The organism is Microbacterium sp. SLBN-146, from assembly GCF_006715145.1.
Classification (GTDB): domain Bacteria; phylum Actinomycetota; class Actinomycetes; order Actinomycetales; family Microbacteriaceae; genus Microbacterium.
The window spans coordinates 2,715,796-2,729,063 of the sequence record NZ_VFMR01000001.1; the positions used below are offsets into that span (position 1 = coordinate 2,715,796).

9 protein-coding genes are annotated in these 13,268 nt (G+C 68.0%); 7 read left to right on the forward strand and 2 right to left on the reverse strand.

Features of this window, described 5'->3' with window-relative positions; translation table 11 throughout:
* Positions 1-12: 12 nt before the first annotated feature.
* The gene (glgX, locus tag FBY39_RS12075; RefSeq protein WP_141932528.1) at positions 13-2,100 is read right to left on the reverse strand and encodes a glycogen debranching protein GlgX; all 2,088 of its coding nucleotides are present in this window, start codon (positions 2,098-2,100) and stop codon (positions 13-15) included.
* A 55-nt stretch (positions 2,101-2,155) separates the two neighbouring features.
* Here glgX and FBY39_RS12080 point away from each other — a divergent pair, with 55 nt between their 5' ends.
* The 3 genes from FBY39_RS12080 (at position 2,156) to ligA (ending at position 6,842) form a co-directional block, all read left to right on the forward strand.
* Entirely contained in the window at positions 2,156-3,319 is a 1,164-nt protein-coding gene (locus tag FBY39_RS12080) for a cysteine desulfurase family protein (protein ID WP_141934157.1), read from the forward strand.
* Between the two features lie 43 nt (positions 3,320-3,362).
* Positions 3,363-4,460, forward strand: coding sequence for a tRNA 2-thiouridine(34) synthase MnmA (gene mnmA, locus FBY39_RS12085; protein ID WP_141932529.1), 1,098 nt, complete (start codon positions 3,363-3,365; stop codon positions 4,458-4,460).
* Between the two features lie 195 nt (positions 4,461-4,655).
* The gene (gene ligA, locus FBY39_RS12090) at positions 4,656-6,842 is read left to right on the forward strand and encodes an NAD-dependent DNA ligase LigA (RefSeq protein WP_396652306.1); all 2,187 of its coding nucleotides are present in this window, start codon (positions 4,656-4,658) and stop codon (positions 6,840-6,842) included.
* Positions 6,843-6,857: 15 nt separating this feature from the next.
* Here ligA and FBY39_RS12095 read toward each other — a convergent pair whose 3' ends face one another.
* Positions 6,858-8,558 (reverse strand): long-chain-fatty-acid--CoA ligase, encoded by a 1,701-nt coding sequence (locus tag FBY39_RS12095; protein WP_141932530.1) that lies wholly within the window; start codon positions 8,556-8,558, stop codon positions 6,858-6,860.
* Positions 8,559-8,614: 56 nt separating this feature from the next.
* On the opposite strand from FBY39_RS12095, the gene gatC reads away from it, so the two are divergent.
* From gatC to dinB, 4 genes are read left to right on the forward strand one after another with little or no spacing between them, the layout of a single operon-like run.
* Positions 8,615-8,914: an Asp-tRNA(Asn)/Glu-tRNA(Gln) amidotransferase subunit GatC gene (gene gatC / locus FBY39_RS12100; protein WP_141932531.1), complete on the forward strand. Its 300-nt coding sequence runs from the start codon at positions 8,615-8,617 to the stop codon at positions 8,912-8,914.
* The gene (gene gatA / locus FBY39_RS12105) at positions 8,911-10,425 is read left to right on the forward strand and encodes an Asp-tRNA(Asn)/Glu-tRNA(Gln) amidotransferase subunit GatA (protein ID WP_141932532.1); all 1,515 of its coding nucleotides are present in this window, start codon (positions 8,911-8,913) and stop codon (positions 10,423-10,425) included. The genes gatC and gatA overlap by 4 nt, the downstream gene beginning before the upstream one ends.
* Positions 10,425-11,939: an Asp-tRNA(Asn)/Glu-tRNA(Gln) amidotransferase subunit GatB gene (gatB, locus tag FBY39_RS12110; protein WP_141932533.1), complete on the forward strand. Its 1,515-nt coding sequence runs from the start codon at positions 10,425-10,427 to the stop codon at positions 11,937-11,939. Before gatA ends, gatB begins: the two co-directional genes overlap by 1 nt.
* A 50-nt stretch (positions 11,940-11,989) precedes the next feature.
* Positions 11,990-13,249: a DNA polymerase IV gene (gene dinB, locus FBY39_RS12115; protein WP_141932534.1), complete on the forward strand. Its 1,260-nt coding sequence runs from the start codon at positions 11,990-11,992 to the stop codon at positions 13,247-13,249.
* Positions 13,250-13,268 lie beyond the last annotated feature (19 nt).

A 13,268-nucleotide genomic window follows, 5' to 3' on the forward strand; every position in this document is an offset into this window, starting at 1 on the left:
TGGTAAAGCGGCTCACTCGGCGCGGAAGAGGTGCATCGAGGTCCCGGGAAGCCGGATGACGTCACCGGGCGAGAAGACCGGGGCATCCGCTGCGGGAGTGTCGTCGACGCTCGACCAGAGCGACACGTAGCTCTCCACTCCCTCGACGGTCGGAAGGGTCACCTCGATGGGGTGCTCGTTGCCGTGGACCATGAGCAGGATCCGATTCAGCGCTTCATTCTCGGGTGTCGACGTCGCGACGTACTGCAGCGTGCGGTGTGCCGGGTCCGTCCAGCGCTCGATCGACATGGTCTCGCCGTGCTCGTCGTACCACTCCATGACGGAAGCCGATGGTGTCACGGCGCCGAGGCGCGCGAAGCGGATGGGACGGAGGGCGGGGTTCTCCGCGCGCAGCGCGATGAGCCGCTGCACGTGCGCGTGCAGATCCTTCTGCCACGGCGCATGGTCCCACGCGAGCCACGTGAGCGGAGAGTCGTGACAGTAGGCGTTGTTGTTCCCGCGCTGCGATCTGCCGAACTCGTCCCCCGCCGTCAGCATGGGGATGCCGGCGGAGAGGAGCAGCGTGCCGAGGAGGTTGCGCATGGCCTTCCGCCTCGTGGCGAGGATCCTCTCGTCGTCGGTAGGTCCTTCCGCTCCGTGGTTGAAAGATCGGTTGGTGTCCGCCCCGTCGCGGTTCTGCTCACCGTTCCCGAGGTTGTGCTTGACGTCGTAGGAGACGAGGTCGCGCAGAGTGAAGCCGTCATGCGCCGTGACGAAGTTGACGCTCGCGAGTGGGCCACGCTCGGCGCTGTAGGTGTTCGACGATCCCGCAAGACGCGTCGCGAATCCACCGATACCGACGGGCGCGGCCGAGGCGCGTCGTGCGTAGTCGACATCGCTCAGCCAGAAGTTCCGCACGCGATCCCGGTAGCGGTCGTTCCACTCGTGCCAGCCGTCGGCGAAGTTGCCGGTCTGCCAGCCCCCCATCCCGACGTCCCACGGCTCGGCGATCTTCTTGACCCCCGCCAACTGCGGGTCGTCGATGATCGCGGCGAGCAGAGGATGGTCGGGCGTGAACGAGTGAGAGGCGTTGCGCCCGAGCGTCGCGGCGAGGTCGAACCGGAAGCCGTCGATCTGCACGTCGTTGGCCCAGTACCGCAGGGAATCGAGGACGAGACGGGCGGCGGCATCCGTCGAGGTGTCGACGGAGTTGCCGCACCCCGTGACATCGATGTACGCGCCATCCTCCTGCTGACGGTAGTAGTGGCGGTTGTCGATGCCGCGGAGGCTCGTGCGAGGACCGCCGATGCCCTCTTCCGACGTGTGGTTGTAGACGACGTCGAGGATGACCTCCAGGCCCGCCTCGTGCAGGAGCCGGACCATGCCCTTGAACTCGCGGAGGATCGCCTCCGGTCCTTCTCTCCGCGCGTCCTCCGTTGCGTAGGCGGCGTGCGGAGTGAAGAAGTTGACGGTGTTGTAGCCCCAGTAGTTCGTCAGGCCGTGCTGCAGCAAGCGCGGTTCGGTCGCGAACACGTGGATCGGCAGCAACTCGACGCTCGTGACTCCGAGATTCGTGAGGTGATCGATCATCGCGGGGTGTCCGAGCCCGGCATACGTGCCGTGCAATTTGGGCGGAACGCCCGGATGCCGCTTCGTGAGCCCCTTCACGTGGCCCTCGTAGATCACGGTGCGGTCGAGCGGAACTCCCGGCTTGCCCACGCCTCCCCAGTCGAACCCTCCATCGACGGCGACGGAGCGCCAGTCCTCGTAGCCGCCGGAGACGAGCCCGCGCGCGTACGGATCCGTCAGGAGCGTCCGACGATTGAATGTGTTGCCCGGACCGTGGGGGCCGTCGACGCGCAGTGCATATCGCACACCCGGGCGCAGCAGATCGGTCGTGATCGACCACACGCCCCCGGGACCGGGGGAGAGCGCGAGTTCGTCGGTGATCCAGTCCAAGTCGGTCTCATCGAAAATGACGAGGTCGACCGAATCGGCCGAGCTCGACCATACGCGGAGGGTGCCTCCCTCGGCGCCGAAGGTGATCCCGAGGTCATCGAGCTCCGGGCTCAAGAGCCCCGGCACGGGTGCTGCGGCGGTCGGCGGGTTCGGGCTGAGCATGCGATCTACAGTAGTAATGCCGAACGCCTTGCAGGTGACACAGACGGGGGAGCGGATGGCGGTCTATCTCGACCACGCCGCGACGACCCCGTTGCGGGAGGAAGCGCGGGATGCGTGGATGCGCGCGGCGTCCCTGTTGGGCAATGCGTCGTCCATCCACACCGCGGGTCAGGCCTCGCGACGGCTCCTCGAAGAATCCCGCGAGAGGGTCGCCGCGGTTCTCGACTGCGATCCCATCGAAGTGGTCTTCACATCGGGCGGCACCGAGGCCGTCAATCTCGCGCTCAAGGGGTTGTGGTGGTCGCGGGCAGATGCTGCTGACGCGATCGTTCTGCCCGACGGTGAGCACCACGCGACGCTCGATGCCGTGGACTGGCTCGTCGGATACGAGAAGGCGGTCGTCCGACCCGTGGGTCTGGACGACGTCGGCCGGATCCCCGTCCCCGATTTCGAGGCGGCGCTCGTCGGCGCCGCCCTCGGAACCGCACTGATCGCCAACAACGAAACCGGAACGATCAACGATGCCGATGCGCTGTCCGCCGGCGCGGCGCGCGCGAGTGTCCCTCTGCACCTCGATGCGATCGCCGCGTTCGGACACGTCCCCGTGTCATTCCGACGTCTGCGCGGATCGGCTGACGGCGGTTCGGGCCTCGTCGCCCTGAGCGTTTCCGCGCACAAGATCGGCGGGCCGGTGGGTGTCGGTGCGCTCGTCGTCGCGCGCTCCGCGTCCCTCACACCAGTGCAGCACGGCGGAGGACAGCAGCGGCGGCTGCGCGCCGGTACGCAGGACGTGCCAGGAGCTGCCGCCTTCGCGACGGCTGCGGAGCTGGCGGCGGGCGAACTCGACGACGAGGCTCAGCGCCTCTCCCAGCTTCGTGAGCGTCTGGTTCGCGGCATCCTCGCGACGGTTCCGGGCGCCGTGCTGCTCGGCGACCCGACCGATCGACTTCCCGGGAACGCCCACCTGCTGTTCCCTGGCGCGAGGGGAGAGACGCTGCTCTTCCTCCTCGATCAGCACGGCATCGCTGCCTCGACGGGCTCCGCCTGCCAAGCCGGCGTCCCCGAGCCCTCCCACGTCGTGCTCGCGCTCGGCAGATCCGCAGCGGATGCCAGTGACGTGCTGCGCTTCACGCTGGGTCGCACATCGAGCGAGGGTGACGTCGATGCGCTCCTCGCCGTGGTCGGCAGCGTCGTGGCGAGAGCGCGGGCTGCGCGCTGAGTCTCCCAGGTCCCTGTCCGGAGAGCGCTCGTAGACTGGGCGGATGCGAATTCTTGCGGCCATGAGCGGGGGAGTGGATTCCGCTGTCGCCGCGGCACGTGCCGTCGACGCCGGACACGATGTCGTCGGCGTGCACCTTGCGCTCTCCCGTGCGGGCGGCACCCTGCGCACCGGGAGCAGGGGCTGCTGCACGATCGAGGACGCGATGGACGCACGTCGCGCGGCGGATCGTTTGGGGATTCCCTTCTATGTGTGGGACTTCTCGGAGCGCTTCCGCGACGACGTGATCGATGACTTCGTCTCCGAGTATCGCGCGGGGCGCACCCCCAATCCCTGCATGCGCTGCAACGAGAAGATCAAGTTCGCCGCCCTCCTCGAGCGGGCCATGGAACTCGGCTTCGACGCCGTCTGCACGGGGCACTATGCGACTCTCGTGGATGGGGCGGGAGGACTCGAGCTTCACCGCGCGTCCGACGCTGCGAAGGATCAGTCCTACGTGCTCGGAGTTCTCACCGCCGAGCAGCTGGCCCACACCTACTTCCCGCTGGGCGACACCCCCTCCAAGGCGCTCGTCCGGGCAGAGGCGGAGCAACGGGGTCTGTCCGTCGCGCAGAAGCCCGACAGCCACGACATCTGCTTCATCCCCGACGGCGACACCCGCGGGTGGCTCGCCGACAAGGTCGGGGCCGCGCAAGGAGACGTCGTGGACCGGACGGGAGCCATCGTCGGTAGCCACGAAGGCGCGCACGCGTTCACGATCGGGCAACGTCGGGGGCTCTCACTCGGTGTCCCCGCGCCCGACGGCAAGCCGCGCTTCGTGCTCGAGATCCGTCCCGTTTCGAACACCGTCGTCGTCGGTCCGAAAGAAGCCCTCGCGACGGCGGAGATCTCGGGCTCCCGCTTCACGTGGACCGGCCGAGCACCCGCGGTCGACGAGTTCGACTGTCACGTACAGATCCGTGCGCACGCAGACCCCGTCCCGGCGCGCGCGTCGCTGTCGGACGGGGTGCTCACCGTCCGCCCCGAGACACCCTTCGACGGAGTCGCCCCCGGGCAGACGGCAGTGCTCTACGACGGCACCCGCGTTGTGGGGCAGTTCACGATCGACGACGCCGTCTCCGCTGTTCCCCTCTCGGCCTGACCCGTCGGAGGAGATGTCGGAGCCCGTTCGTACACTGGACGGGTGGTAGACGGCACAGCATCCGACCTTCTCGATCTGACGCTCGATCAGGCGCGCGCCGAAGTGGCGACGCTGACGGACCGCATCGTCGGTGCGCGCGACGCGTACTACGGCGCCGACGCCGAGCTCGTCGACGATGCGACGTACGACGGCTGGATGCACCGGCTCGAGGCCATCGAACGTCGGTATCCCGAGCTTCAGGGCCAGGATTCGCCGACGCTCACGGTGGGTGCGGCGCAGAGCACGCAGTTCGCGCCTGTCGAGCACGCGGAGCGCATGCTGAGCCTCGACAACGTCTTCTCGGTCGAAGAACTGCGCGAATGGTGCGCGAAGGCCGAGGCGAGCGCCGGGCGACGCGTCCGGTGGCTCACCGAGCTCAAGATCGACGGTCTTGCGATCAGCCTCCGTTACGAGAAGGGCGTGCTCGTCTCGGCCGCGACGCGTGGCGATGGGCGCGTGGGAGAAGACGTCACGTTCAACGCCGTGCGCGTGACCGGCATCCCGCGCCGCCTCGCAGGCGACGGGCACCCCGACCTCGTCGAGGTGCGGGGTGAGGTCTTCATCCCCGTGGTGGCATTCGAGGCGCTCAACCGGCTGCAGGCTGATATGCGCGATCGCGCGATCGAGGAAACGCGGGCGCGCTCGCGCCGCTTCGACGAAGAGAAGGCGCGCATCAGCGCCGAACGTCGGTTCCCGTCCTTCGCCAATCCTCGCAATGCCGCAAGCGGCGGGCTGCGCCAGCAGCTCGACAAGAAGGAAGGGCTCGAGCGCGAAGCCGGCCAGGCACGCCTCGATTCCCTGCGACTGTTCGTCCACGGAATCGGTGCATGGCAGCGTCCGCCGGTGGAGTCTCAGAGCGAGGTCTACCGACTACTGGCGGACTGGGGTCTGCCGGCGAGTCCCTATTTCCAGACGTCCGACTCGATCGACGGCGTCACGGGTTTCGTCGAGCATTACGGCGCGCACAGACACGATGTCGAGCACGAGATCGACGGTGTCGTCGTCAAGGTCGACGAGCTGGCGCTCCACGACGAGCTCGGGGCGACGAGCCGCGCACCTCGTTGGGCCATCGCCTACAAGTACCCGCCGGAGCAGGTCAACACGAAACTGCTCGACATCGTCGTCTCGGTCGGACGGACCGGACGCGCGACGCCGTTCGCCGTCATGGCGCCCGTTCGCGTTGCGGGATCTGTCGTCCGACAGGCAACCCTGCACAACCAGGACGTCGTGCGGGCCAAGGGAGTGCTCATCGGTGACACCGTCGTCCTCCGCAAGGCCGGGGATGTGATTCCCGAGGTTCTCGGACCCGTGGTCGAACTCCGCGACGGGACGGAACGCGAGTTCGTCATGCCGACGACGTGTCCCGAATGCGGATGGGCCCTCGCGCCGGCGAAGGAGGGCGACATCGATCTTCGTTGCCCCAACACGCGGGCGTGTCCCGCTCAAGTCCGCGGCCGCGTCGAGCACATCGGTTCACGCGGCGCACTCGACATCGAAGCCCTGGGCGAGGTGACGGCGGCCGCATTGACGCAGCCCGTGTCGCCCTCGGCACCGCCGCTGGAAACCGAAGCCGCCCTGTTCGACCTGACTCTCGACCAGTTGGTGCCGATCGAAGCGATGGTTCGCGACGCCGAGACCGGCGAACCGCGCGTCGATGAGAAGACCGGCCAGATCGTCCGACGAGCGCCGTTCCGTCGAAACCCCAGCGCTGCAGAGAAGAAGGCGGGCATGACGGGTCCGCAGCCTTCGAGCCAGGCGATCCTCCTGCTGGAGGAGCTCGAGCGCGCAAAGACGAAAGATCTCTGGCGCTTCCTCGTAGCCCTCAACATCCGGCACGTCGGACCAGTCGCTGCCCGGGCGCTCGCGCAGTGGTTCGGATCGGTCGACGCGATCCGCTCCGCATCACGCGACGAGCTCGCCGACGTCGAGGGAGTCGGCGGGATCATCGCCGACTCCGTCATCGATTGGTTCGAGGTGGACTGGCACCGCGAGATCATCGAGCGGTGGCGCGCGGCGGGAGCGCAGTTGTCGACGCCCGGCCACGGTGGCCCGGGCGCCGCTGCTGCGGCGGGTGGGGTCCTCGACGGAATCACGGTCGTCGCGACGGGCTCGCTCGAGGGCTACTCGCGCGAGGGAGCGCAGGAGGCGATCATCGCCGCTGGCGGAAAAGCCGCATCGAGTGTTTCGAAGAAGACGGACTTCGTCGCGGCGGGGCCAGGCGCGGGGTCCAAGCTCACCAAAGCCGAAGACCTGGGGGTGCGGATCATCGATGCGCGTCAGTTCCGCATCCTCGTCGAGCAGGGCCCCGGTGCGCTCGACGAGCTCGCGCCCGACGCGGGGTGACGTCCGCGCGCGGGGTCAGGACCCCGAGGTGAGAGCGAGCAGTCGTTCGCGCACTTGCCGGCGAAGCACCTTCCCGATGAGCGACTTGGGCAGTTCGTCCACGACGAAGATCCGTCGTGGCACCTTGTAGGGCGTCAGGATGCCACGGACATCCTCTCGGAGCGCGTCTACATCGATGTCCTTGCCCGCGACGGGAACGATCGCCGCGACAACCTCTTCACCGGAGTGGTCGCTCGGAAGCCCGACGACCGCGGCATCCTCGACATCGGGGTGCTGACGGAGGGCGCTCTCGACTTCGGTGGGCGAGACGTTGAAGCCCCCCGTGATGATGAGCTCCTTGATGCGGTCGACGATGCGGACGAATCCCGCCTCGTCGATGCGCACGATGTCGCCCGTGCGGAACCACCCGTCGACGAAGACGGCATCCGTCTCCTCCGGCTTGCCGTAGTACCCGGCGAAGACCTGCGGTCCTCGCACGAGCAGTTCGCCGGGGTCGCCGGGGGCGACATCGCTCGTCGGATTGTCGGGGTCGACGACACGGCATTCGGTGCCAGGGAGCGGCAGACCGACGGTTCCCGGTCGGCGATTCGTCGCGACCGGATTGGCCATGAGGACCGGGGATGTCTCGCTGAGGCCGTATCCCTCGACGAGGTAACCGCCCGTCGCCGCCTCGAAGGGGACCACGAGCTCGTGCGGGAGAGCCATCGCGCCCGAGATCGCGACGTTCGTCCCCCTGATGGACACGCCCTTCTCCTGGGACGCTGCGAGCAGCCGCTCGGCGATCGGGGGAACGAGGGGGAGGAACGTCGCCGGGTGCTTCTTCGTCACCGCGAGCACCATCTCGGGGTCGAAGCGGGGAAACAACACGAGACGTGCTCCCATCGACATCGCGAACGTGAGACAGAGCGTCAACCCGTATGCGTGGAACATCGGAAGCACCCCATAGACGACACATCCGGGCCCACGCACGATCGAGGGCACCCATGCCCGAGCCTGAGCGGCGTTCGACAGGAGGTTGCGGTGCGTCAGCGAGGCGCCCTTGGGGATCCCCGTCGTTCCGCTCGTGTACTGGATGAGCGCGAGGTCGTCCGTTGCCGGCGCGGGGTGCGTGGCACGAAGTGGATCGCTTTCGACGATCTGCTCCCAGGGAACGGCGCCGGACACGCGGTCGTGCAGCGCGCGGCGGGCCTCGCGTGCTTTCGGGATGGGCAACCTCAGCGCGAGCCGGGTCGAGATCGGCATGGCCTTCGTGACATCGACCGAGATGAGCGATGTGAGCGCGAGGTCCGCGGGGAACTCCTGCACCGTCTTGACGACTTTCGACCAGACGACGGCATGCCGGGCGCCGTGGTCCTCGAACTGCTTGCGCAGCTCGCGAGCCGTGTAGAGCGGATTGTGCTCGACGACGACGGCCCCCAGGCGCAGGATCGCATAGAACGCGACGATGTGCTGCGGGCAGTTGGGCAGAACGATCGCGACGGGGTCCCCGGCGCGCACGCCGTGCGACGCGAGACCCGCGGCGGCCCGCTGGATCTGCTCGTCGAGCTGGCGGTAGGTCGTCTCACGTCCGAAGAACTGCAAGGCCACGGCATCCGGATAGTCTCGCGCCGACGCCGCGACGATATCGACGAGCGAACCCTCCACCGGAGCGAGATCTGCGGGGACCCCTGCGGCATAGCTGGCGATCCAAGGGCGCGGCGGGTCGTAGGTCGTCACGGGGGACAGCCTAGTGACGGTCCGCCGCGCGGAGTCGGCGCTCGTAGGATGGGAGTGTGTCGGAAATCACCCCAGATCTTGTGCGCCACCTCGGTACGCTCTCCCGCATCCAGCTCAGCGAAGCGGAGGTCGAGCGTCTGACGGGCCAACTCGACGTCATCGTGGACAACATCGCGAAGGTATCGGAAGTGGCCACCCCGGATGTCGCGGCGACGAGCCACCCGATCCCCCTCGAGAACGTCTTCCGCCAAGACGAGCCGGGCGATCTGCTGAGCCTCGAGCAGGTGCTGCAGAACGCGCCGGATGCCGCGGACGGCCGATTCCGTGTCACCGCGATTCTGGGGGAGGAACAGTGACGGATCTCACGAGACTCACCGCCTCAGACCTCGCCTTGAAGCTCAGCGTGGGCGAGGTCTCCAGCGTCGAGGTCACCCGCGCACACCTCGATCGCATCGCTGCCGTTGACGGCGACGTGCATGCTTTCCTGCACGTGAGCGATCACGCTCTCGACGTCGCGGCCGACATCGATCGTCGGCGGGCATCGGGCGAAGAGCTCGGCCTCGTCGCCGGCGTGCCACTCGCCATCAAAGACGTCCTCGTCACGACCGACATGCCGTCCACGAGCGGGTCTCGCATCCTCGAGGGCTACATGTCTCCCTACGACGCGACCGTCGTCGCGCGAGCCCGTGCCGCTGGGCTCGTCCCGCTCGGCAAGACCAACATGGACGAGTTCGCGATGGGGTCGTCGACGGAGCACTCCGCGTACGGTCCCACGCACAACCCGTGGGATCTCGAGCGTGTTCCGGGCGGCTCAGGCGGCGGCTCTGCCGCTGCCGTGGCTGCGTTCGAGGCACCGCTCGCCCTCGGCTCCGACACCGGAGGGTCCATCCGTCAGCCGGCTCACCTGACCGGTACCGTCGGCGTCAAGCCGACCTACGGGGGTGTCAGCCGCTATGGCGCGATCGCCCTCGCGTCGTCGCTCGATCAAGTCGGTCCCGTCACGCGCACCGTCCTCGACGCGGGCCTGCTCCACGACGTCATCGCCGGCCACGACCCGCACGATTCGACGTCGCTCGACGAGCGTTGGCCCTCGTTTGCCGCGGCCGCTCGCGAGGGGGCGACCGGTGACATCCTGAAGGGTCTCAAGATCGGCGTGGTCCGGGAGCTGTCTGACGGCGCCTTCCAGAGCGGCGTCGCGGAATCCTTCCGGCAGTCGCTTGCGGCGATGGAAGCGCAAGGGGCGGAGATCATCGAGGTGAGCGCGCCGAGCTTCGAGTACGGCGTGGCCGCCTACTACCTGATCCTGCCCGCCGAGGCCTCGAGCAATCTCGCCAAGTTCGACTCCGTCCGCTTCGGGCTGCGGGTGACTCCCCACGCGTCCGCGACCGTCGAGGAGGTCATGGCGGCCACGCGCGAGGAAGGATTCGGCGACGAGGTCAAGAGGCGCATCATCCTCGGCACGTACGCCCTCTCGGCGGGTTACTACGACGCGTACTACGGCTCGGCGCAGAAGGTGCGCACGCTCATTCAGCGCGACTTCGACGCGGCATTCGCCCAGGTGGATGTCATCGCGACCCCTTCGGCGCCGACGACAGCCTTCCGTCTCGGCGAGAAGATCGACGATCCATTGCAGATGTATCTCAACGACGTCACGACGATTCCCGCCAACCTCGCGGGCGTGCCCGGCATCTCCGTCCCGTCGGGTCTTGCGGCCGAAGACGGCCTGCCTGTCGGCATCCAGTTCCTCGCCCCGGCGCGTGAGGACGCGCGCCTCTATCGCGTCGGTGCCGCACTCGAGACGCTGCTGATCGACGCGTGGGGAGCACCGCTCCTCGACCGTGCACCGCTTCTGGGAGGGGTCGCCTGATGGCGAAGGATATGTTGATGGACTTCGACGAGGCCCTCGAACTGTTCGAGCCGGTCATGGGTTTCGAAGTGCACGTCGAGCTCAACACTCAGACGAAGATGTTCTCTTCGGCGGCGAACCCGGCGAACTCGGTGAACCACGGTGCTGCGCCCAACACCCTCGTGGCCCCTGTCGACATGGGCCTTCCCGGCGCTCTCCCCGTGGTCAACGAAACGGCCGTGAAGTACTCGATCAGCCTCGGGCTCGCCCTCGGCTGCTCGATCGCTCCGTCGAGCCGTTTCGCACGCAAGAACTACTTCTATCCCGATCTGGGGAAGAACTACCAGATCTCGCAGTACGACGAGCCGATCGCCTTCGAAGGACAGATCGACGTCGAGCTGGCGGACGGCACGATCGTCACGGTTCCCATCGAGCGCGCGCACATGGAAGAGGACGCCGGAAAGCTGACTCACGTGGGTGGCGCCACGGGGCGCATCCAGGGTGCCGAGTACTCGCTCGTCGATTACAACCGCGCGGGTGTACCCCTCGTCGAGATCGTGACCAAGCCGATCTTCGGCGGCGAGCACCGCGCTCCCGAGATCGCCAAGGCGTATGTCGCGACGATCCGCGACATCGTGATCGCGCTGGGCATCTCGGATGCCCGGATGGAGCGCGGGAATCTCCGCTGCGACGCGAACGTGTCGCTGCGCCCCCGCGGCGAAGAGAAGCTCGGAACGCGGACCGAGACGAAGAACGTCAACTCGATGCGGTCGGTCGAGCGGGCGGTTCGCTATGAGATCCGCCGTCAGGCCGCGATCCTGCGGGCCGGTGGCACGATCACTCAGGAGACCCGACACTGGCACGAGGACACCGGCACGACCTCACCGGGGCGGCCGAAGTCGGATGCCGACGACTACCGCTACTTCCCCGAGCCGGATCTCCTCCCCGTCGCGCCGTCGGTCGAGTTGATCGAGGAGCTGCGTGCAGCTCTTCCCGAACCTCCGGCAGCGCGCCGACGCCGTCTGAAGTCGGATTGGGGCTTCACCGACCTCGAGTTCCAGGATGTCGTCAATGGCGGGCTCCTCGCCGAAGTGGAGGCGACGGTCGCGGCCGGTGCCACGCCCTCGGCGTCGCGCAAGTGGTGGACGGGTGAGCTCACGCGTGTCGCCAACTCGCAGGGCAAGGAGCCCGCGGAGCTCGTCGAGCCCGCCGCGGTCGCGGCCCTTCAGCGCCTCGTCGACGAGGGGACCCTCACCGACAAGCTCGCGCGGCAGGTCCTGGAGGGCATGATCGCGGGAGAGGGGACGCCGCAAGAGATCATCGACGCACGGGGCCTCGCGGTCGTCTCCGACGACGGTGCCCTGGTCGCGGCCATCGATGAGGCCCTCGCGGCTCAGCCCGACGTCCTGGCGAAGATCCGGGACGGCAAGGTGCAAGCCGCGGGCGCCGTGATCGGCGCCGTCATGAAGGCCATGAAGGGCCAGGCGGATGCCGCGCGTGTGCGCGAGCTCGTCCTGGAGCGCGCTTCCCAGTAGGAAGTTCGCCCTGAGCGCGAGTGTCGGGGGTTCCTGAGAGGATCGGGCGCATGGGACGAGGAGACGGTACTGGCCGGATCGTCTCGCCCCCGGGTGCAGACGACGAAGGGACAGGCATCCTGCACGTCGACATGGATGCCTTCTACGCATCCGTCGAGGCCCTCGATGATCCCTCCTTGCGCGGAAAGCCGATCATCGTCGGGGCACCTGAGGGGCGGTCGGTCGTGTCGAGCGCGTCCTACGAGGCGCGGCGTTTCGGCGTCCGCAGCGCTATGCCGGTCTCGCAGGCGTTGCGGCTGTGTCCTCAGGCGATCGTGGTTCAGCCGCACTTCGATCGCTACCTGGAACTGTCTCGTCAGGTCATGGCCGTCTTCCGCGACTTCACGCCGCTCGTCGAGCCATTGTCGATCGATGAGGCCTTCCTCGACGTCGGCGGCGCGCGTCGCTTGTGGGGATCGCCGGGCGAGATCGCCCGGCTGATACGTCGACGCGTGCACGACGAGGCGGGAATCACGTGCTCGGTCGGCGTCGCGGCGACGAAACATGTCGCGAAGATGGCCTCCACGATCTCCAAACCCGACGGCTTGCTCATCGTGCGTGCCGCAGATACGGCGGCCTTCCTCGCGCCACGGTCTGTGCGAGCCCTGTGGGGAATTGGACCGAAGGCTGCCGAGGCGCTCGAGTCGCGTGGCATCCGGCTCATCGGCGACGTCATCGAGACCCCCGCCGATGTGCTCGATCGAGCGGTCGGGGCTGCGATGGGCGACCGCATCCGCAGCCTCGCACGCGGGATCGACGCTCGCGATGTTCAGACGGAGCATGTCGAGAAGAGCATCGGGCACGAGGAGACTTTCCACGACGACATCGCCGACGACGCGATCCTCCGTTCGGAACTGCGTCGGCTCGCTGATCGTGTGGGCGCGCGGCTGCGGGCCGGCGGATTCGAAGCAGCAAGGATCGCGATCAAAGTGCGCTTCGCCGACTTCACGACGATCAGCCGGTCTCAGACGCTCGCCGAGCCGACGGCCGTCGGTCAGCGGATCGGCGATGCCGCTCAGGAGCTTTTCGCTGCCGTCGAGAGGCCCATGGCCGTCCGGCTCATCGGTGTCCGCGCAGAGCGGCTCGGGCAGGCGGGTGCTGGTGCGCCGACACTGTGGGATGACGACGAGGATTGGCGCCGCCTGGAAGGAGCCCTGGACGGCGCGGCCGTGCGGTTCGGCAAGGGCGTCGTGACGCGCGCGACGCTCCTCGGCCGCGCTCGGGGCGGAGGGACGTTGCCGTCCCACCCCCGCTCTCCGCGCGACGGGTGAAGGTGCCCGGTCTGGGCAG